At 67.9% G+C, this 19,458-nt stretch carries 19 protein-coding genes; 12 read left to right on the forward strand and 7 right to left on the reverse strand.

Features of this window, described 5'->3' with window-relative positions; all coding sequences use genetic code 11:
• Positions 1–46: 46 nt before the first annotated feature.
• From AC1DYK_RS02275 to AC1DYK_RS02290, 4 genes are all read right to left on the reverse strand, one after another.
• Complete coding sequence (locus AC1DYK_RS02275; RefSeq protein WP_478164777.1) at positions 47–1,630, reverse strand: ABC transporter substrate-binding protein; 1,584 nt, start codon at positions 1,628–1,630, stop codon at positions 47–49.
• A 27-nt stretch (positions 1,631–1,657) separates the two neighbouring features.
• Positions 1,658–2,914 (reverse strand): M20 aminoacylase family protein, encoded by a 1,257-nt coding sequence (locus AC1DYK_RS02280; protein WP_478164778.1) that lies wholly within the window; start codon positions 2,912–2,914, stop codon positions 1,658–1,660.
• A gap of 19 nt (positions 2,915–2,933) precedes the next feature.
• The gene (locus AC1DYK_RS02285; protein WP_478090549.1) at positions 2,934–3,914 is read right to left on the reverse strand and encodes an ABC transporter permease; all 981 of its coding nucleotides are present in this window, start codon (positions 3,912–3,914) and stop codon (positions 2,934–2,936) included.
• A gap of 162 nt (positions 3,915–4,076) precedes the next feature.
• Complete coding sequence (locus tag AC1DYK_RS02290; RefSeq protein WP_478164779.1) at positions 4,077–5,396, reverse strand: porin; 1,320 nt, start codon at positions 5,394–5,396, stop codon at positions 4,077–4,079.
• A gap of 281 nt (positions 5,397–5,677) precedes the next feature.
• On the opposite strand from AC1DYK_RS02290, the gene coq7 reads away from it, so the two are divergent.
• Positions 5,678–6,307: a 2-polyprenyl-3-methyl-6-methoxy-1,4-benzoquinone monooxygenase gene (coq7, locus tag AC1DYK_RS02295; protein ID WP_478164780.1), complete on the forward strand. Its 630-nt coding sequence runs from the start codon at positions 5,678–5,680 to the stop codon at positions 6,305–6,307.
• Between the two features lie 129 nt (positions 6,308–6,436).
• Here coq7 and AC1DYK_RS02300 read toward each other — a convergent pair whose 3' ends face one another.
• Positions 6,437–6,889 (reverse strand): OsmC family protein, encoded by a 453-nt coding sequence (locus AC1DYK_RS02300; protein WP_478090546.1) that lies wholly within the window; start codon positions 6,887–6,889, stop codon positions 6,437–6,439.
• Positions 6,890–7,141: 252 nt separating this feature from the next.
• On the opposite strand from AC1DYK_RS02300, the gene ilvA reads away from it, so the two are divergent.
• On the forward strand, positions 7,142–8,701 hold the full coding sequence (gene ilvA / locus AC1DYK_RS02305; RefSeq protein ID WP_478164781.1) for a threonine ammonia-lyase, biosynthetic: 1,560 nt from the start codon (positions 7,142–7,144) through the stop codon (positions 8,699–8,701).
• Between the two features lie 136 nt (positions 8,702–8,837).
• Here the strand turns inward: ilvA and AC1DYK_RS02310 are convergent, their stop codons facing one another.
• The gene (locus tag AC1DYK_RS02310) at positions 8,838–9,329 is read right to left on the reverse strand and encodes a type II secretion system protein N (RefSeq protein WP_478164782.1); all 492 of its coding nucleotides are present in this window, start codon (positions 9,327–9,329) and stop codon (positions 8,838–8,840) included.
• A 63-nt stretch (positions 9,330–9,392) separates the two neighbouring features.
• Between AC1DYK_RS02310 and gspG the strand changes: the two genes are divergently transcribed.
• The 10 genes from gspG to gspE all read left to right on the forward strand — a co-directional run bounded on the left by gspG (position 9,393) and on the right by gspE (position 18,847).
• Positions 9,393–9,833, forward strand: a complete 441-nt coding sequence (gene gspG, locus AC1DYK_RS02315; RefSeq protein WP_478164783.1) for a type II secretion system major pseudopilin GspG — start codon at positions 9,393–9,395, stop codon at positions 9,831–9,833.
• On the forward strand, positions 9,808–10,311 hold the full coding sequence (locus AC1DYK_RS02320) for a prepilin-type N-terminal cleavage/methylation domain-containing protein (RefSeq protein WP_478164784.1): 504 nt from the start codon (positions 9,808–9,810) through the stop codon (positions 10,309–10,311). Before gspG ends, AC1DYK_RS02320 begins: the two co-directional genes overlap by 26 nt.
• Entirely contained in the window at positions 10,308–10,676 is a 369-nt protein-coding gene (gene gspI / locus AC1DYK_RS02325) for a type II secretion system minor pseudopilin GspI (RefSeq protein ID WP_478164785.1), read from the forward strand. Before AC1DYK_RS02320 ends, gspI begins: the two co-directional genes overlap by 4 nt.
• On the forward strand, positions 10,676–11,323 hold the full coding sequence (locus AC1DYK_RS02330) for a PulJ/GspJ family protein (protein WP_478164786.1): 648 nt from the start codon (positions 10,676–10,678) through the stop codon (positions 11,321–11,323). The genes gspI and AC1DYK_RS02330 overlap by 1 nt, the downstream gene beginning before the upstream one ends.
• Positions 11,320–12,459 carry a type II secretion system minor pseudopilin GspK gene (gene gspK / locus AC1DYK_RS02335; protein WP_478164787.1) on the forward strand — a complete coding sequence of 380 codons (1,140 nt, stop codon included), beginning with the start codon at positions 11,320–11,322 and terminating at the stop codon, positions 12,457–12,459. The genes AC1DYK_RS02330 and gspK overlap by 4 nt, the downstream gene beginning before the upstream one ends.
• 130 nt (positions 12,460–12,589) lie before the next feature.
• A complete protein-coding gene (gene gspL, locus AC1DYK_RS02340) occupies positions 12,590–13,801 on the forward strand; it encodes a type II secretion system protein GspL (RefSeq protein ID WP_478164788.1) in 1,212 nt (403 codons plus the stop codon).
• Positions 13,798–14,355, forward strand: a complete 558-nt coding sequence (gene gspM / locus AC1DYK_RS02345; protein ID WP_478164789.1) for a type II secretion system protein GspM — start codon at positions 13,798–13,800, stop codon at positions 14,353–14,355. Before gspL ends, gspM begins: the two co-directional genes overlap by 4 nt.
• 16 nt (positions 14,356–14,371) lie before the next feature.
• On the forward strand, positions 14,372–15,163 hold the full coding sequence (gene gspN / locus AC1DYK_RS02350; protein ID WP_478164790.1) for a type II secretion system protein N: 792 nt from the start codon (positions 14,372–14,374) through the stop codon (positions 15,161–15,163).
• A gap of 2 nt (positions 15,164–15,165) precedes the next feature.
• The gene (gene gspD, locus AC1DYK_RS02355) at positions 15,166–17,421 is read left to right on the forward strand and encodes a type II secretion system secretin GspD (RefSeq protein WP_478164791.1); all 2,256 of its coding nucleotides are present in this window, start codon (positions 15,166–15,168) and stop codon (positions 17,419–17,421) included.
• A 10-nt stretch (positions 17,422–17,431) separates the two neighbouring features.
• The gene (gene gspE / locus AC1DYK_RS02360) at positions 17,432–18,847 is read left to right on the forward strand and encodes a type II secretion system ATPase GspE (protein WP_478164792.1); all 1,416 of its coding nucleotides are present in this window, start codon (positions 17,432–17,434) and stop codon (positions 18,845–18,847) included.
• 21 nt (positions 18,848–18,868) lie between these two features.
• On the opposite strand, the gene AC1DYK_RS02365 is transcribed toward gspE, so the two are convergent.
• Positions 18,869–19,456: a glycerol-3-phosphate responsive antiterminator gene (locus AC1DYK_RS02365; RefSeq protein WP_478164793.1), complete on the reverse strand. Its 588-nt coding sequence runs from the start codon at positions 19,454–19,456 to the stop codon at positions 18,869–18,871.
• Between the last annotated feature and the right edge of the window lie 2 nt (positions 19,457–19,458).

Consider the following 19,458-nt stretch of genomic DNA (forward strand, 5'->3'; position numbering starts at 1 on the left):
GAAGGGGCCCGCTGACGCGGGCCCCCTGGTCAGGCAGAGGCCAGGCTCAAGGCTTGATGCTCATCCACTTGAAGTACATGAAGTTGTCGGCCAACTGCGTCAGCTCGACCTTCTTGCTCACGCCCCAGGCCAGCGACTGCTGGTGCAGCGGCAGATGGCCGACGTCGTCCGCATGGATCGCGAACGCTTCCTTGATCAGCTCGTTGCGCTTGCCCTTGTCGCTCTCGGACTGGATCTTCTTGGTCAGCTCGTCGAGCTTGGGATTGCAGTAGGCGCCCAGATTGAACTGCCCGGTGCCCTTGTCGTCCGGGCACGCGGTCAACGACGACAGCGCGTTGTGCGCGTCGTAGGTGGTCGGGGTCCAGCCGAGCATGTAGAAGCTGGTGTCGCGGCGCAGGATCTTCGGGAAGTAGGTGCCCTTGGTCTCGGTGGCGAGATTGATCTTGACGCCGATCTTCGCCAGGTTCGACGCGATGCTCTGGCAGATCTGGCCGTCGTTCACGTAGCGGTCGTTCGGACAGTTCATCGTGACCTCGAAGCCGTTCGGGTAGCCGGCTTCGGTCAGCAGCTTCTTGGCGGCGTCGACATCGTAGGGCGGGCGCTTGTCCTGCTCGGCGGTCCAGCCGTTGACGCCGGGGCCCACCAGCAGGGCCGTCGGGCGCGAGGCGCCGCGCATCACGGTCTTCTGGATGCCGACGATATCGATCGCCTGGTAGAAGGCCTGGCGCACGCGCTTGTCCTTGAACGGGTTCTTGCCCTTGACGCTGGAGTACTGCAGTTCGTCGCGCTTCTGGTCCATGCCCAGGAAGATCGTGCGCAGCTCGGGGCCGGTGATCACGCGTGCATTCGGGCTCGCCGTGATGCGCGCGATGTCCTGCACCGGCACCGGTTCCATCACGTCGACCTGGCCGGACACCAGGGCGGCGACGCGGGTCGCGGGATTGGCGATCGGCGTGAAGATGACTTCCTGCGCGTTGCCTTCGATCTTGCCCCAGTAGGTGGCGTTGCGGGTGAACACGGTGCGAACGTCGGGCTGGCGCTCGCGCACCCGGAAGGGCCCGGTGCCGTTGGCCTTGAACGAGGCCGTGTTCTCGATGCCCTTGCGCTTGTCGACCGGCTTGGCGGCGCCGTTCTCCTCGCACCACTTCTTGCTCATGATCATGGTCAGCGAGATCACGTCGGGCAGGATCGGGAACGCGCCGGCGGTCTCGATCTCGACTGCATGGCTGTCGACCTTGCGCACTTCCTTGATGTCGCTCAGCGTGGCCTTCATGTCGGAGCCGTCGCCCTTGGCGCGTGCGAAGCTGAAGACCACGTCGTCCGCCGTGAACGGCGTGCCGTCGTGGAATTGAACCCCCTTGCGCAGTTCGAAGCGCCACACGTTCGGCGAGGTCTGCTTCCAGCTCGTCGCCAGCAGCGGCGCCAGGCTCAGGTCCTTGTTGCGCCCGGTCAGCGTCTCGTAGACGTTGGCGGCCACGCTGAGCTGCAGCGATTCGTTGAGCGAGTGCGGATCGAGCGACAGTGCATCGCCCTGGTTCGCGATCCGAATGGTTTGGGCGCCAGCCATCAGGCTCGCGGTCGCCAGCACGGACAGGATCGCGGCCGCGACCACACTTTTCTTCAGACTCATGAGAAGCACTCCTCGGGTTGAAATGACTCAGGATGCCGTCGACGAGACGGTCCTGGTTCCTGTTTTGCCGGCCTTGGCGGCCAGCGGCATGCCCTGCTCGACCAGGCCCGCGTGCAAGGCGGCGCCCAACGGCAGGATCTCGTCGTTGAAATCGTATTTGCTGTTGTGCAGGAAGGCGCCGCCCCGGGCGTCCTGGCCGATGCGCAGGTACGCACCGGACTTCTTCTGCAACATGAAGGAGAAGTCCTCGGCGCCCATGCTCGGCTCCATGTTGCGCTCGACGTTGTGCGCACCCACCAGGGACTGCGCGACGTCGCCCGCGAACACGGCCTCGGGCGCGGAGTTGATGGTGGCCGGATAGATGCGCTCGAACTTCACCCGGGCGGTGGCGCCGAAGCCCCCGGCCACCGCGCTGCACAGTTCCGACAGCCGCCGCTCGACCTGCTCCTGCACGCGGGAGCTGAAGGTGCGCACCGTGCCGACCAGCGTCGCCTTGCCCGGCACCACGCTCATCGCGCCGAGGTCGCCCGCCTGCACGGCGCAGATGCTGACGACCGCAGCGTCGATCGGCCGCACGTTGCGCGACACGATGCTCTGCACCGCCGTGATGATGTGAGCCGAGACCACCACCGGGTCGACCGTCAGGTAGGCATGCGCGCCGTGGCCGCCCTTGCCCTCGACGTCGATCGTGATGCGGTCGGCGGCCGCCATCATCGCGCCGCGATTGATGCCGACCGTGCCGGCCGGCATGCCGGGCCAGTTGTGCATCGCGTAGACCGAGTCGACCGGGAAGCGGTCGAACAGGCCGTCCTCGATCATCACGCGGGCGCCAGCAAAGCCCTCCTCGCCGGGCTGGAAGATGAGCACCGCGGTGCCGTCGAAGTTGCGGGTCTCGGCCAGGTAGCGCGCGGCGCCGACCAGCATCGCGGTGTGGCCGTCATGCCCGCAGCCGTGCATCAGGCCGTGCTTTGCCGAGCGCCATTCGAAGTCGTTGTCCTCGCACATCGGCAGGGCATCCATGTCCGCCCGCAGGCCGATCATGCGGCCGCTGGCCGTCGAGCGGCCACGGATCACGCCGACCACGCCGGTCTTGCCGATGCCCGTGTGAATCTCGTCCACGCCGCAAGCCTTCAGGGCCTCCCGGACACGGCCCGCGGTATAGATCTCCTCGAATCCGAGTTCGGGATGCGCATGCAGATCGCGCCGGAAAGCGGTCAGCTCCGGATAGAAACGCGCGATGTGCGCGAAGGGCCTGCCGGCCGCCTGGAATCGGGATTCAGTCATTTCGATTTTCTTCGCACATCTAGTGACCTCCGGCGTTGCCGATCCGCAACCGCGGGTCGACCACGAAATAGAGCAGGTCGACCACGAGATTGATCGTCACGAAGATCAATGCGATCAGGCACAGGTAGGCCGCCATCACCGGGATGTCGGCGAAGGTCACGGCCTGGATGAACAAGAGCCCCATGCCGGGCCATTGGAAGACCGACTCGGTGATGATCGAGAAGGCGATCAACCCGCCCAATTGCAGTCCGGTAATGGTCATCACCGGCACCAGCGTGTTCTTGAGCGCGTGGCCGAAGTGAATCGCGCGGTCCGACAGGCCGCGCGCGCGCGCGAACTTGATGTAGTCGGCACGCAGCACCTCGAGCATTTCGGCGCGCACCAGCCGCATGATCAGTGTGAGCTGGAAGATCGCCAGCGTGATCGCCGGCAGCACGATGTGCATCCAGCCGTCGGACGTCAGCAGGCCGCTGCTCCACCAGCCCAGTTGCACCGTCTCGCCGCGGCCGAAGCTCGGAAACCAGGCCAGGTGCACCGCGAACACCAGGATCAGCAGGATGCCGATCAGGAAGGTCGGCAGAGAGACGCCGAGCAATGACAGCGTCATGAACACCTGGCTCATGAAGCTGCCGCGCTTGAGCGCGGTGTAGACACCCATCGGAATGCCGATCGCGAGGGCCAGGACGGCCGCGACCAGCGACAGCTCCAGCGTGGCCGGGAAGCGTTCGCCGATCAGGCGCGAGACCTTGGCGCCCTGACGCAGGCTGAGGCCGAACTCGCCTTGCGCGGCATTGACGAGGAAGTGCCAGAACTGCACGAAGAAGGGCTTGTCGAGCCCCAAGGCGGAGCGAAGCTCGCGGACCTGCTCGGGCTTGGCATCCTGGCCCAGCAGGAAGACGACCGGATCACCCACGTACTGGAAGAGCAGGAAGGCGAAGAAGGCAACCGCGACCATGACGATCACGGCCTGGATCAGGCGGCGCAGTACGAAAGCAATCATTCAGCAAACGAAGTGTTCAACGATGCTAGCAGAGCAATCTGCGTGCCCATGCGGGGGTTCCCCGGGGGTGCGCAGTGCACTGCTGAAATGAAAAAAGCCACTCGACTTTCGTCGAGTGGCTTTTCAGACTTTCGATCGATGCTGGCTTACGCCAGCCTCAGATCAGAAAGCGTGACGGATACCGAAGTCGTAGCCCGTCGAGCTCTTCGGGATTCCGGTAACGACCGTGTTGCTCGACGAGAAGAAAGCCGGGCCGCCCAGCGTCAGGTCAGCACCGTCCTTGTTGCTGATGTACGCCACCGTTGCGTACAGGGCCGTACGCTTCGAGAGGTTGTGCACATAGCCCAGGGCCCACTTGTCAGACTTGGCGTCGTTATTGAAACCGAGGAACGGATTGGCCGGGTTGATCAGGGTGCCGGTGTTCTGGTAGGCGACAGCCGAGTACGACATGCGGATCAGGCCAGGACCGACAGGAACGGTCGCGCCGAGCAGCCAGCCGTCAGCGCCAGGGTTACGCCAGCCGAACGGGTTGGTCACACCAGCGATGAAGCCGGTCGAGGCCTCTTGCTTGAGTTCGGCTTGCGAGTATTCACCGAACAGCTTGACCACGCCGAAGTCGTACGAAGCACCGAGGTTCAAGGTGTTCAGGTTGTTCGTGGTGCCTGCGTAGAAGTTCGACGCGATGGTGCTTTGGCCGTAGGCGATAGCAACGTCCAGGGGACCGTTGGCGTAGCCGACGCGACCACCACCGTAGCGGCCAGCACGCTCATTGCCAGGAACGAGCAGCAGCGCGGGGTTGTTCACGATCGTCGCCGAGCCGGGAGGGGTCAGGCCGGCCGGATCGTAGCTGGTCTTCTCGTTGAACGAGTACATCACCTGGCCATAGAAACCACCCAGGTTCGGCGGCAGGAAGTAGCCGATCGAGTTACTGGCGCGAACGTAGTTGTTGTTCGCCGTGAAGCCACCCGTACGGGCGCCGGTGGTGCTGTAACCGTTGGCGGTCGAGATCAGGTTGGTGCCCACGCCGTTGGTGCCGAACGGATCGAACACGGTGTCGTTCCAGAACGTCGGGGTGTAGTCACGACCGAGGCGGACTTCACCGAAGGCGCCGGACAGGCTCACGGTGGAACGACGGTTGAACTGCAGACCACCGCCGGTGGCGTTGCCGTCACCGGTGTCATTGAACACGGAGCCTTCGAGCCAGAAGCTGGCAGCCAGGCCACCACCGAGGTCTTCCGTACCACGGAAGCCCAGACGGCTGGAGTTGTAGCCCGAGTTGGTCAGCTGCGTCTTGCTGGTCGTGACGCTCTGGGTGCCGAAGACGGGCACGCCATTGACGTTGCCCAAGAACACCGGCTGGTCCGTCTTGTTCGAGATGCTGTTGATCGTGGCGTCGACCACACCGAACAGGGTGACGGACGACTGAGCCGAGGCAACACCGGCAACAGCCAGAGCAGCCAGGGCAACTAGAGATTTTTTCATTGCAAGTTTCTCCAAGGTTAAACATAGGGCTCCGGTGCGAAGGGCTCACTGTGACTGGCACTTAGTGCTCCCACCGGACCCCGGGCCAACCTCCTTTTGGGAAGTTGTCGCTATTGCACCAGAGCCGCTTCATCAGGGCAAAACAATTCGCCCGAAAACGCGGCCGGGCGCAGCGTTTCGTTGCAGCGGTGCAACAAAGCTCTCGCACCCCTCCTTGTCTCACGATGCAAAATTTTCGGCCGGGAACATGTGACACTTCGTACATCGGTTCCAATCGCGTCATGAACCGATCGCTTGACTCCGTCCTGGCAGTGGCAGACGCGGCGCTGCGCACCATGTTCGCCAAGCCGCACCCCACGCGGACGGCACCCCCGCCCGCCACGCCACCGGGCCCGCTGAGCGAGGCCGAGCGACACGAGGCCGGCGCCCTGATGCGGGTCAACCATGTGGGGGAGGTTTGCGCGCAGGCCTTGTATACCGCGCAGGCTGCGGTCACACGGGATCCCGCCCTGCGGCGGCATTTCAACGAGGCCGCCCGCGAAGAAACCGACCACCTGGCCTGGACCCAGCAGCGGCTCGACGACCTGGGCAGCCATGCGTCGGTGCTGAATCCGGTCTGGTACCTGGGCGCCTTCGGGCTGGGCCTGCTGGCTGGCCGGCTCGGCGACGCGACCAGCCTCGGCTTCGTCGCGGAGACCGAACGCCAGGTCGAGGCCCATCTGGATGGTCACCTCGACCGCCTGCCGGCCGGCGACACCGCCTCCCGGGCGGTGATCCAGCAGATGAAGCTCGACGAAGCCCGCCATGCCGCACAAGCCTGGAGCGCCGGTGCCAGAGAGCTCCCGGCACCCGCCAAGGCCCTCATGCGGATGGCGTCCCGCGTCATGACCACCGTGGCCCATAGGGTCTAGCTCGCCCCCAGGTTGGCTCACTTCGTGTAGCCGCCCACCCCCTGCCGGGGGCAACACCAGCGGCCCGGCGAAGCCGGTTCCGCGGTGTTTCACGAACGGGCGGCCTGGCTGCGCCGGCCGCGCGCGGCCTCAGCCTAGCTCCACGAGGTCGAAGCTGGTGGTGATCTGCGCCGTTTTGCCCAACATGATGGTGGCCGAGCAATAGGTGTCGTGGCTCAGCGCGATCGCGCGCTCCACCGCGGCGGCCGGGATGCCCTTGCCGGCCACGGTGAAGTGCATGTGGATCTTGGTGAATACTTTCGGATCCTTTTCGGCCCGCTCACTGGTCAGCTTGACGCTGCAGCGCTCGACCTGGTGCCGCCCGCGCTTCAGGATCAGCACCACGTCGTAGGCGGTGCAGCCACCGGTGCCGGCCAGCACGGTCTCCATCGGCCGGGCCGCTAGGTTCTGGCCGCCGTTCTCGGGCTTGGCGGCATCCTGCGCGCCGTCCATCATCAGGACATGGCCGCTTCCGGTCTCGGCGACGAAGCCCATCGCCGACCGCGTGCCGGCATTGCCGGTCCAACTCACTGTGCATTCCATGATTCCAGGCCTCCAGAAGCCGCGACAGAGGTCAAAACCCCTCCGCAGCGTGATTTAGTGTTCGAAAAGCGCAACTCGCGTGTTGCATTGCAGCAATCAACCGATATACTTTATTTCATCGCACATCGACACATGTGCACCGGTTGTCTCCTCCACCCTCCCAATTGGTGGATTTAGCCCCGAGCCGCAAGGCCCGGGGCTTTTTTCTTGGGCCCCGTGCGGTTCGCGGGCGAGGCCTATGATCGCGGCCCTATGTCCACGCCTCCATCTTCTGCGCCCCTCACCCCTGCCGACTACCTCAAGAAGATCCTGACCGCGCGCGTCTACGACGTGGCCGTGGAATCGGCCCTCGAACCCGCTCGCGCCCTGAGCGCCAGGCTGGGCAACACGGTGCTGCTCAAGCGCGAGGACCAGCAGCCGGTCTTCAGCTTCAAGCTGCGCGGCGCCTACAACAAGATGGCGCACCTGAGCGCCGAGCAGCTCGCGAGCGGCGTGATCTGCGCGTCGGCGGGCAACCATGCACAGGGCGTCGCCCTGGGCGCCCACAAGCTCGGGGCGCGGGCCGTGGTGGTGATGCCGGTGACCACGCCGCAGCTCAAGATCGACGCCGTGCGGGCGCTCGGCGGCGAGGTGCACCTGCACGGCGACAGCTATTCGGACGCCTACGGCTACGCGCTCGAACAGCAGAAGCTGCATGGGCTCACCTTCGTCCACCCGTTCGACGACCCGGACGTGATCGCCGGCCAGGGCACGATCGCGATGGAGATGCTGCGCCAGCACCAAGGCCGGCTCGACGCGGTGTTCGTCGCCATCGGCGGCGGCGGCCTGATCTCGGGCGTGGCCAACTACATCAAGGCGGTGCGACCCGAGATCAAGGTGATCGGCGTGCAGATGAACGACTCGGACGCGATGATTCAATCGGTCGCCGCCCACCAGCGCGTGACGCTGCCCGATGTCGGCCTGTTCTCCGACGGCACCGCGGTCAAGCTGGTCGGCGAGGAGACCTTCCGCATCTCGAGCGAACTGGTGGACGAGTTCATCACGGTCGACACCGACGCAGTCTGCGCCGGCATCAAGGACGTCTTCATCGACACGCGCAGCATCGTCGAGCCGGCCGGCGCGCTCGCGGTGGCGGCGATCAAGCAGTATGTCGAAGCCCGCGGCACCCGCGGCGAGACCTATGCCGCGATCCTCTGCGGTGCCAACATGAATTTCGACCGGCTGCGCTTCGTGGCCGAACGGGCCGAGGTCGGCGAGGAGCGCGAGGCGCTGTTCGCCGTGACCATTCCCGAGGAGCGCGGCAGCTTCCGCCGCTTCTGCGAGGTGATCGGACAGCTGCCGGGCGCCTCGCGCAACGTGACCGAGTTCAACTACCGCATCAGCGATTCGAAGGAGGCCCACGTGTTCGTCGGCCTGACCACGACCACGCGCGGCGAATCGAAGACCATCGCCGATACTTTCGAGGCGCACGGCTTCGGCGCCATCGACCTCACGCACGACGAACTCGCGAAGGAGCACATCCGCCACATGGTCGGCGGCCGCTCCGGGCTCGCGCATGAAGAGCGGCTGCTGCGCTTCGTCTTCCCCGAGCGGCCCGGGGCGCTGTTGAAGTTCCTGAGCCTGCTGCGGCCGAACTGGAACATCAGCCTGTTCCACTACCGCAACCAGGGCGCCGACTACGGGCGCATCCTGGTCGGGCTGCAGGTGCCTTCGGCCGACCACGAGGCCTTCGACGCTTTCCTGCAGACGCTGGGCTACCCCTTCGTGGAAGAAACCGCCAACCCGGTGTACAGGCTCTTCCTGCAGGTTTAGCTCGCCCCCAGGTTGGGCTCACTTCGTGTAGCCCACCCACCCCCTACCGGGGGCAACACCGGCGGCCCGGCGAAGCCGGTTCCGCGGTGTTTCACCAACAGGCCTGGCTGCGCCGGCCGAAGCCCGGTGCGTGGGCTTAGTTTTGCGGAGGCAGCGGTGCGGGCGGCGTCATGACGGCCAGCGGTCGCGTGGGCAGTTGAAGCGTGAAAGCCGGCGCCGAATTCGCGCTGGCGCCGAAGGTGGCGGCACGGGGGCCGAGCGACTGCAGCACATAGCCCTCGGCGACCGGAGCGCCGACCCGGAACGGCCGCGGCGGCTTGCCGTCGACCGCGATCAGCGCGGCACCCTGCTGCCCGGCATCGGCCACCACGCCCAGCAGTACGAAGCGGCTGGCCGCATCGGGCATCGCGACCGCCGCCGCCTGGGTCGACACGGCGCCCAGCACCTGGGCCACCGCGGCCGGATCGAGCGCCGCCGGCGGCGTGCCGGCCACCATGGGGGGGGCGAGCGCGTCGGACGGCGCCGCCAGCCTCAGGCCCCAGAACACGAGGCTTGCGGCCGCCAGCGCCCAGACGGCGGTCGTGGCAGCAGCCGAAGGCCATCTGGCGGGTGCATAGGGGGCTGTCATGGGGCAGGATTATCATTCAGCGACGCGGCCCAGGCCGACTCCCTCCGCTCCCAGACCCCTTTCATGCCCATTTCCACCCGCTCCCCCGTCCGCGCCCTGCAACGCGGCTTCACCCTGATCGAGCTGATGGTGGTGCTGGTCATCATCGGCGTGCTGGCGGCGCTGATCGTGCCGAACGTGATCGAGCGAGCCGACGACGCCCGCGTCACCGCGGCCAAGACCGACGTCAACAACCTGATGCAGGCGCTCAAGCTCTATCGGCTCGACAACCAGCGCTACCCGACTTCCGAGCAGGGCCTGCAGGCGCTGGTCACGCGGCCAACCAGCGGCCCCGCGGCGCCCAACTGGAAGCCCTATGTCGAGAAGCTGCCGAACGACCCCTGGGGCCGGCCCTACCAATTCATGAACCCGGGCATCAAGGGCGAGATCGACGTGCTTTCGCTCGGCGCCGATGGCGAGCCCGGCGGCGAAGGCAAGAATGCCGACATCGGCAGCTGGCAGTAAGGCACGCTGCCGCCGGCCCGTTCGCTCCCGTTCCTTCGCGAGCGGCTTCACGTTGCTCGAACTGCTGGTGGTGATCGCGATCATCGCGCTGGCCACCGCCGGCGTCGGGCTCTCGCTCCGGGACTCGGGCCAGGCCACGCTCGACCGCGAAGCCGAGCGGCTCGCCGCCCTGCTCGAATCGGCCCGTGCGCAGTCGCGCGCCAGCGGCGTCGCGGTGCGCTGGCGCGTCACGCCCGACGGGCCCGGCAACTTCAGCTTCGACGGCCTGCCGCCCGGAGCGCTGCCGACGGCGTGGCTGGCCGAGGGCATCAGCGCGCAGCCGATCGGCGTCGACGGCAGGGCCGCAGGTGCGCTGCAACTGGGACCCGATCCGATCATCGCCGCGCAGCAGGTCGTGCTGAGCGCGGACGGCCCGCCGGCGCGCAGCCTGCGCATCGGCACCGACGGTTTGCGCCCCTTCGCAGTCGTGTCGCCATGAAGCAGCGCCAGGCCATGCTCGGCTTCACCTTGATCGAGGTGCTGGTCGCCCTGGGCATCGTCGCCATCGCACTGATGGCCGGCATCCAGGCGACCATGGCGCTGACGCGCAACGCCCAGCGCCAGTCGGACCTGATGCTGGCCCAGATGTGCGCCGAGAACGAACTGATCAAGGCGCGGCTGGCGCGGCAGCTGCCGGCGGTGGGCGACGCCGGCGGCGTCTGCACGCAGGCCAACCAGAACTTCGGCGTGACGGTGTCGACCACGCCGACCCTGAACCCGAACTTCCGCCGCGTCGACGTCCAGGTGCGCGATGCCTACGAGGCGCCGGTGCTGCGTCTCTCGACCGTCGTGGGGCGCTTCTGATGCGCAAGGGCCGCGGCTTCACGCTGATCGAACTGATGGTCGCCATCGCGGCCATGGCGCTGCTCGCCCTGATGAGCTGGCGCGGCCTCGATGCGATGTCGCGCGCGCAGGCGCTGAACCGGGAGCGCGGCGACGCCGTGCTGACGCTGCAGACCACGCTGGCGCAGTGGGGTGCCGATCTGGATGCGATGGTGGCGCTGTCGCAGACGTCCGCAATCGACTGGGACGGGCGGGCGCTGCGCCTGACGCGGCGCAGCACCGACAGCGCGACGCCGGTGGTCTTCGTGGTCGCCTGGACCCTGCGCTCCGACGCCGCCTCTGGAACGCACTGGAGACGCTGGCAATCGCCGGGCTTCACGACGCGGGCGGAATGGCAGCAGGCCTGGGCACAAGCCGCCGCCTGGGCCGCGAACAGCGGCAATGGCTCCAGCGGGGCGGACGTCGACCTGATCGCGCTCGATAGCTGGCAGCTCTCGTATTTCCGCAACAACGCCTGGGCGCCGGCCGTGRGCGCCGAGGCGCTCGGCACGGCCACGCCGCTGCCCGACGGCGTGCGGCTGGTCCTGAGCCTGCCCCAGGGGCCCGCGCTCGCGGGCCTCGTCACCCGCGACTGGGTGCGGCCCACCGTGACGGTGCCGAAATCATGACGCAGTGGCTGCATCGCCTGCGCCCCCCCCGGGGGGCGGCGACACGACGTGCCGAGCGTGGTCGCCAGTCCGGTGCCGCGCTGCTGACGGCCATGCTGACCGTCACGCTGGTCGCCACCTTCGCGGCCGCCGCGCTCTGGCAGCAGTGGCGCGCGGCCGAGATCGAGTCGGCCGAACGGGCCCGGGTGCAGGCCGGGTGGGTGCTGATCGGCGCGCTCGACTGGTCGCGGCTGATCCTGCGCGAGGATGCCCGCGCCGCCACTGGCGGCGCAGGCGCCGACCATCTGGCGGAGCCCTGGGCCGTGCCGCTGGAAGAAGCCAAGCTGACCACCTTCCTGGCGGCCGACAAGAACATCGCGAGCGATGCGCTCGAAGGACTGCCCGACGCCTTCCTTTCGGGCCGCATCATCGACGCGCAGTCGAAGCTCAATGTGACGAATCTGGTGGAGGGCGGCAAGCCCGTCGCCACCGCGGTGGCCGCGTTCGGCAAGCTGTTCCAGCTGCTCGGGCTCCCGGCCGAGGAACTGGCGCTGCTGACGACCAACCTGCAACGTGCCCTGCCGGCCACCGCGAGCGTGCCGGGCGCCGCGGGAGCGGCAGGGGCGGCGGGAGCGGCAGGGGCGGCAGGAGCAGCAGGAGCGACAGGGACGGAGGGAGCGCCGAGTCCCGCCCCTGCGCCAACCGACGGCGCAAATTCCGCGGCCGTCCTGCTCCCCCAGCGCAGCACCCAACTCGTGTGGCTCGGCCTGTCGCCCTCCACGGTGGAGGCGTTACAACCCTACGTCACGATACTGCCGACCCGCACGCCGCTCAACCTCAATACCGCCAGCGCCGAAGCCATCTTCGCCAGCGCGCCCAAGCTCGACCTCGCGGGCGCCAAGCGCCTGGTCGAGGCACGCGCGCGAGGCTATTTCAAGACCCTGGCCGACGCCGGGGCGCTGGTGCAGCAAAGCTCGACCCAGTTCGTTCCGCAGCAGCATGGGGTGTCGACCGGCTATTTCGAGGTGCAGGCACGCCTGCGCATCGACCGGACCTGGGTCGAGGAACAGACGCTGCTCAAGCGGGACGGCATGGACGTCCGCATCGTGTGGCGGGAACGTGGCGCCGGCGCTACGCCGCCACCACCCAAATCCTGATGCAGCAACCTCTTGCAACCGATTGGGTCAAAAATAGGCGCAGCGCCCGTTGCATCTATGTGAAGTGCTATCAATTTTGTAGCATCTCGAACCTGCCCTCTCCTACAATAGCGACCCTTCACTCCTCTTCATGGCTTTGCTGCTTGTAACCATTCCTCTCACCTCCGGTCCGGCCACCGCCGCCGAGTATGGCTGGACGGTCTGGTCGAGCGATGGCCGCAAGCTGCGCTCGCAAGGCAGTGCTGCGCCGGCACTGTTGCCGAGCAGCGACGAAGTCATCCTGGGCGTGCCCGCCGCGGCACTGTCGTGGCACCAGGTCACCTTGCCGCAAGGGAGCATGAGCAGCGCCGCGCGGCTGCGCTCGGTACTCAACGGCCTGCTTGAAGACCGTCTGCTCGACGATCCCGACACGCTGCACTTCGCTCTGGAACCCGGTGCCCGCGTCGCCGCACCCGCCTGGGTGGCGGCCTGCAATCGCCTCTGGCTGCGCAACGCCGTGCAAGCCCTCGAGACCGCAGGTCACCGGGTGACGCGCATCATTCCGGAGTTCGCGCCCCAACCGGCCGGCGCGCCGCCGATGGTGTTCGCGATCGGCGAGCCGGACGCGGCGCTGTGCGTCATCTGCGGCGCCGAAGGCGTGGCCCTGCTGCCCCTCGACGCCACCGGCCTCGCATTGGCCGGCCCGCTGCCCGCCGACACCACGGTGCTGGCCGAGCCTGCCGTCGCCGAACTGGCCGAGAGCGTGCTCGGCCAAGGGGTGCCGATCGTCAAGCCGGCCGAGCGCTGGCTGCAGGCGAGCGGCTCGTCCTGGGACCTCGCCCAGTTCGATCTGGCATCGACCGGCCGGGCCCGCGCGAGCAAGAAGGCGGCGGCCGTCGCACGCGCGCTGTGGCACGGGCCTCGGTGGCGGGCCGCCCGCTGGGGCGCGCTGGCGCTGGTGCTGGCGCAGCTGGTCGGCCTCAACGCCTGGGCCTGGAAAGAGCGCAGTGCGCTCGACGCCAAGCGCGGCGCCGTGCGCTCGCTGCTGACCCAGACCTTTCCGTCGGTGCAACTGGTGGTCGACGCCCCGGTGCAGATGGCTCGCGAGGTCGCGGCCTTGCAGCAGGCCACGGGCGGCGTCGCACCGGCCGATCTCGAACCGATGCTCGGCGCGCTGGCCGCCAGCCTTCCGGCGGGCCGGGTTCCCACCGCGATCGACTTCAGCGCCGGCCAGCTGCGGCTGCGAGGACTCGGTCTGAAAGACGCGGAGCTGTCGAACGTGAAATCCGCGCTGTCGTCGCGCGGCTACAGCGCGCGCAGCGAAGGCGACCTGTTCCTCGTGCAGGCGGAGGCCACGCGATGAAATGGGTCAAACCGCTCGGCGCGCGCTGGCAGGCCTGGTGGCCGGAGCTCGCAGTGCGCGAGCAACGGATGATCATCGCTGCTGCGGTGCTGGTGGCGCTGGCTTTCGCCTGGTGGGTCGCGCTGGCGCCGGCGCTGCGTACCTTGTCGGCCGCACCGGCAGAGCATGCGCGGCTCGATGCCCAGTTGCAGCAGATGACAAGCCTGCAGACCCGGGCCAGGGCGCTGCAGTCGCAGCCGCGCGCCAGCCGCGACGACGCGATGCGCGCCCTCGAGACCTCGGTGCGCCAGAACCTCGGCCCGAATGCCCAGCTTCAAGGCGCCGGCGTCGGTGAGAACGTCACGATCTCCGTGCGCGCCGTGCCCGCCGACGCGCTCGCCGAATTGCTCGCCCAGGCCCGCAGCAACGCCCGCGCCGTGCCGCGCGAAGTGCACCTCACCCGCAGCACACAGAACAGCGCCCCCGCCCCCMCCCCTGCCCCGCCCGCGGCGGGTTCCGGACCGCCCCGCGTGCGCTGGGACGGCACGCTGGTCATGGGCCTGCCGGCCCGCTGAGCACGCAGTGGCCCGCGTGACGACCTCCCCCGATGCAGCGTCCGGCTCCGGCTGGCGCTGGGCCGTGCTCGGCGCGCTGATCGGGATCGTGGTCGCGCTGGCCGCCTTCGCGCCGGCGCGCTGGCTCGCGGCCGGCCTGGCGCAATGGAGCAACGGCCATCTGCAGCTGATCAATGCACGCGGCACGGTCTGGAACGGCACGGCCGGGATCGTGTTCTCGAGCGGCGCGAGCGGCGCCGAATCGATCTCGCTGCCGGGCATGCTGGGCTGGACGCTGCGACCGCGCTGGGACGGCGTCACGGCCGCGCTCGACATTCCCTGCTGCGCCGCAAGCCCACTGGAGCTCAAGGGGCGCCCCCGCCCGGACGGCTTCGAGCTGACATGGCGCGACGGCCAGTCGCGCTGGCCCGCGACCATGCTGGCCGGGTTCGGCGCCCCCTGGAACACGCTCAAGCTCGAGGGCGTGCTCGATCTGTCGATGCAGGCCCTGGTGCTGCGCTGGAGCGGCTCCAAGCTGACGCTGGCCGGCCGCGCGACACTCGACGCCACCGATATCTCCTCCAGCCTGTCGACTCTGAAGCCGATGGGCAGCTACCGCATCGCACTCGAGGGCGGCCCGGTGCCTTCGCTGCTGGTGACCACCCGCGAAGGCAGCCTGCAACTGAGCGGCAGCGGCCGCTGGAACGGCACCGCGATGCGCTTCGATGGCGAGGCCAGCGCCGCGCCGGGACGCGAAGACGCGCTCTCGAACTTGTTGAACATCATCGGGCGACGCGAAGGCGCGCGCTCCCTCATCACACTGGGTTGACCATGAAGAAGCCAACGTCTTCCTGCGGCATTCGCATCGGCACCATCGCGCTCGCGGCGCAGATGCTGGTCGCGGCCTGCATTCCTTTTCCCGCCTTCGCGCAGGACGCGCCGCGGCGCGGCGAACCGATCACCTTGAACTTCAGCAACGCCGAAATCGAATCGGTGGCGCGGACGATGGCGGTGGTGACCGGCCGCGACGTGGTGGTCGATCCGCGGGTGAAGGGCACGATCACGCTGCAGACCGACCGCGCGATCGCACCGGCCGCGGCCTTCAACCAGTTCGCCGCCGCGCTGCGGCTGCAGGGCTTCGCGATCGTGCAGTCCGAAGGACTCTACAAGGTGGTGCCGGAGGCCGATGCCAAGCTGCAGAGCAGCACCGTGACCACCTCGACGCCAACCACCGGCAGCGTCGGCAGCAACCAGATCGTCACGCAGATCTTCAAGCTCAACTACGAATCGGCCAACAACCTGCTGCCGGTGCTGCGGCCGCTGATCGCGCCCAACAACACGATCAACGTGAACCCCGGCAACAACTCGCTGGTGATCACCGACTACGCCGAAAACATGCGCCGGCTGGCGCGCATCGTGGCCGCGCTCGACGTCCCGAACGCCTCCGACATCGAGGTGATCCCGCTCAAGTACTCGGTGGCCACCGACATGGTGCCGCTGTTGATGCGGTTGCTCGAAGGCGGCAGCACAGGGGCCGGTGCGGCGGTGCCGGGCCAGGTCGACGCCTCGTTCCGGACCACGCTGCTGGCCGAACCGCGCGGCAACGCGATCATCCTGCGGGCGGCCAACCCTGCCCGCGCCCAGCTGGTGCGCACGCTGGTCGAGAAGCTTGACCGGGCGCCGCTCGACAGCGGCAACGGCGCGGCCGGCAACGTCTATGTGGTGTACCTGAAGAACGCCGACGCCGTGAAGCTCGCGACCACGCTGCGGGCGGCCATGTCGGCGGAGGCGCGCGGCGGCAGCGGCGGCACCGGCACGACGGCCCAGGGCACGCAGCCGAACCAGCAGGCAGCGCTGCAGGGCGGCCAGCAGCAGAGCAGCGCCGCGGCGACCTCACCGCTCAACAACGCCAACATACCCTCTACCGGCGGCCAGATCCAGGCCGACCCGTCGACCAACTCGCTGATCATCACGGCACCCGAGCCGCAGTACCGGCAGATGCGCGCCGTGATCGACCGGCTCGACGGCAAGCGCGCGCAGGTGATGGTCGAGAGCCTGATCGTCGAGGTCAACGCCGACAAGGCCGCCGAATTCGGCATCCAGTGGCAGACCGGCCTCGGCAGCAACGGCGATCGCAACGTCGGCGCGATCGGCACCAATTCCAACCTGGCAGGCGCCAACATCATCGACCTGGCGGTGGGCATCGCGACCGGCAACACCGCGACCCGCCCCTCGACCGGGCTGAACTTCGGCATCGGCACCAAGTACGGCAGCGGGTACATCCTGAGCTTCCTGGCCCGTTTTCTCGAGAACAACGCCGAGGGCAACGTGCTTTCGACGCCCAACCTGCTGACGCTGGACAACGAAGAGGCCAAGATCGTGATCGGCCAGAACGTGCCGTTCCTGACCGGCCAGTTCACCAACACGGGGGCGGCCGCCGGCTCGGTCAATCCGTTCCAGACCATCGAGCGCAAGGACGTCGGCCTGACGCTGCGCGTGCGGCCGCAGATCAACGAGAACAACACCGTCAAGCTGCAGGTCTTCCAGGAGGTCTCGACCATCCAGGCCAGCACCGTCAACAACGTCAACGGCCCGACCACCAACAAGCGCAGCATCGAATCGAACGTGCAGGTGGACGACGGCGCCATCATCGTGCTGGGCGGCCTGCTGCAGGACGAGTACTCCAACGCGCTCGAGAAGATTCCGCTGGCCGGCGACATCCCGATCATCGGCAATTTCTTCAAGAGCGAGACCCGCTCGCGAAAGAAGACCAACCTGATGGTGTTCCTGCGGCCGGTGGTGGTGCGCGACACCGTCACCAGCGACCAGCTGGCCTACGACCGCTACGACGCCATCCGCGGCCTGCAGCAGAGTTCGCAGCCCGACAAGACCATCTTCCTGCGCGGCGTGGAGGACTCCGCGGTGCTGCCGCCGCTGCCGCCGCTGACGGCCCCCGCCAACACGGGCGGCACGCGGCTGGTGCCGCCGCCGTTGACGCCGACCGACACGCGGGCGCTGCGCCCGCCGCCGATCAAGGGTGCGCTGCCGCCGACCGCCGACCCGTCGACGGCGCGCGAACTGCCCTAGAGGCCAGGCCGTGCGCTATCCCCTTCCCTATGCCTTCTCCCGCGGCCAGCAACTGCTGCTGGAAGAGGCGGACGACGGCACCCTGACGCTCTGGATGCCGAAGGTGCCGCCGCGCAGCGCGCTCGGCGAAGTGCTGCGCAAGTACCCGGTCAAGGCCTTCGAGCCCCTGCCGCCCGAGCAGCTCGCGCAGCGCATCAGCGCCGCCTATGCAAAGGGCGAATCGAACGCCGCCGCGGTGGTCAGCGAGGTGCAGGGCGATGCCGACCTCTCGCGCATGATGCAGGAGCTGCCGGCGGTCGAGGACTTGCTCGAATCGGCCGGCGACGCGCCGATCATCCGGATGCTGAACGCCTTGCTGACGCAGGCCGCACGCGACGGCGCCAGCGACATCCACATCGAGCCCTACGAACGGACCTCGTCCGTGCGCTTTCGCATCGACGGCACGCTGCGCGAGGTGGTGCAGCCGAACCGCGCGCTGCACGCCGCGCTGATCTCGCGGCTGAAGATCATGGCCGACCTCGACATCGCCGAGAAGCGGCTGCCGCAGGACGGCCGCATCAGCCTGCGGATCGGCACCCGCGCGGTCGACGTACGGGTCTCGACCCTGCCCTCGGCCCATGGCGAACGCGCCGTGCTGCGGCTGCTCGACAAATCGGAAAGCAAGCTCACGCTCGAATCGGTGGGCATGCAGGGCGACACGCTGGCGCGCTTCGAGCAGCTGATCGGCCAGCCGCACGGGATCATCCTGGTGACCGGCCCGACCGGCTCGGGCAAGACCACCACGCTGTATGCCGCGCTGAGCCGGCTCGATGCCAGCAGCAGCAACATCATGACGGTCGAGGACCCGATCGAGTACGAGTTGCACGGCGTCGGCCAGACCCAGGTCAATGCCAAGATCGACCTGACCTTCGCCAAGGCGCTGCGCGCGATCCTGCGGCAGGACCCGGACGTGATCATGATCGGCGAGATCCGCGACTTCGAGACCGCGCAGATCGCGATCCAGGCCTCGCTCACCGGCCACCTGGTGCTGGCCACGCTGCACACCAACGACTCCGTCAGCGCCGTGACGCGCCTGACCGACATGGGGGTCGAGCCCTTCCTGCTGAGCTCCTCGCTGCTGGGCGTGCTGGCCCAGCGGCTGGTGCGCAAACTGTGCCCGGTGTGTTCGCCGGCCGCCGGCCACGAGGCCCAGCCGGTCGGCTGCGATGCCTGCGGCCAGACCGGCTACCAGGGCCGCACCGGCATCTTCGAACTGCTGGTGGCCGACGAGACGGTGCAGTCGCTGATCCACAACCGCGCGCCCGAGAGCCAGCTTTTCGTCGCCGCCGAACGCGGCGGCCTGCGCTCGATGCGCGAGGACGGCGAGCGCCTGGTCCAGGCCGGCATCAGCTCGCGCGCCGAGCTGCTTCGCGTGACGAGGGATTAGCGCCCGCAGGCACAAACGGAATCAACCGGCGATGACGGCCTTGGTGTCGAGGTGCCATATCGCGGCGTCGCTCGTCGAAACAGCCACTGCCCCGGCTGCCAGCGCGCTGCGAACATCATTCAGGCTGCCGACGAAACCCGATGCGACGATGGGCGGCAGCGCATTGCGCTCCTTGGCGGAAATGTGCGACAGCATCGGTGCCGGCATGAGCTGAACGAGATTCGGATCGCTCTGCGCGAGCGCCTTGACGCTTCGTGGCCAAGTCGATCGGTCGGTGACAAATACCTTTTGCATCGTGAGAAGACCCGCCCGGTTGGCCCGCTGTATGGTCGCGATGCGGGTGGAAACCAGGCTGGTCGCGCCAATTTCGGCCAAGTACTCCACGCCGCCCTTGTCCTGCGAAATGCCATCGCAACTGTCGATGTTCACGATACAGATTTTGTCGGCACGAGTGATAGCCGCCACCACGCCGTGCAGCTTGCGCAGTTCCACGTTCGCAACGATGGCGATTTCGGTGGCACTGTCGATGAAGGCGTCGATCTGCTCCGCCCCATAGAGCGTCGCGATGATCGGATGCCGCGCAAGGCGCGCGCCAAGGGAGCGGTCCATTC

The sequence above is a fragment of the Variovorax sp. P2_H12 genome, assembly GCF_056403395.1.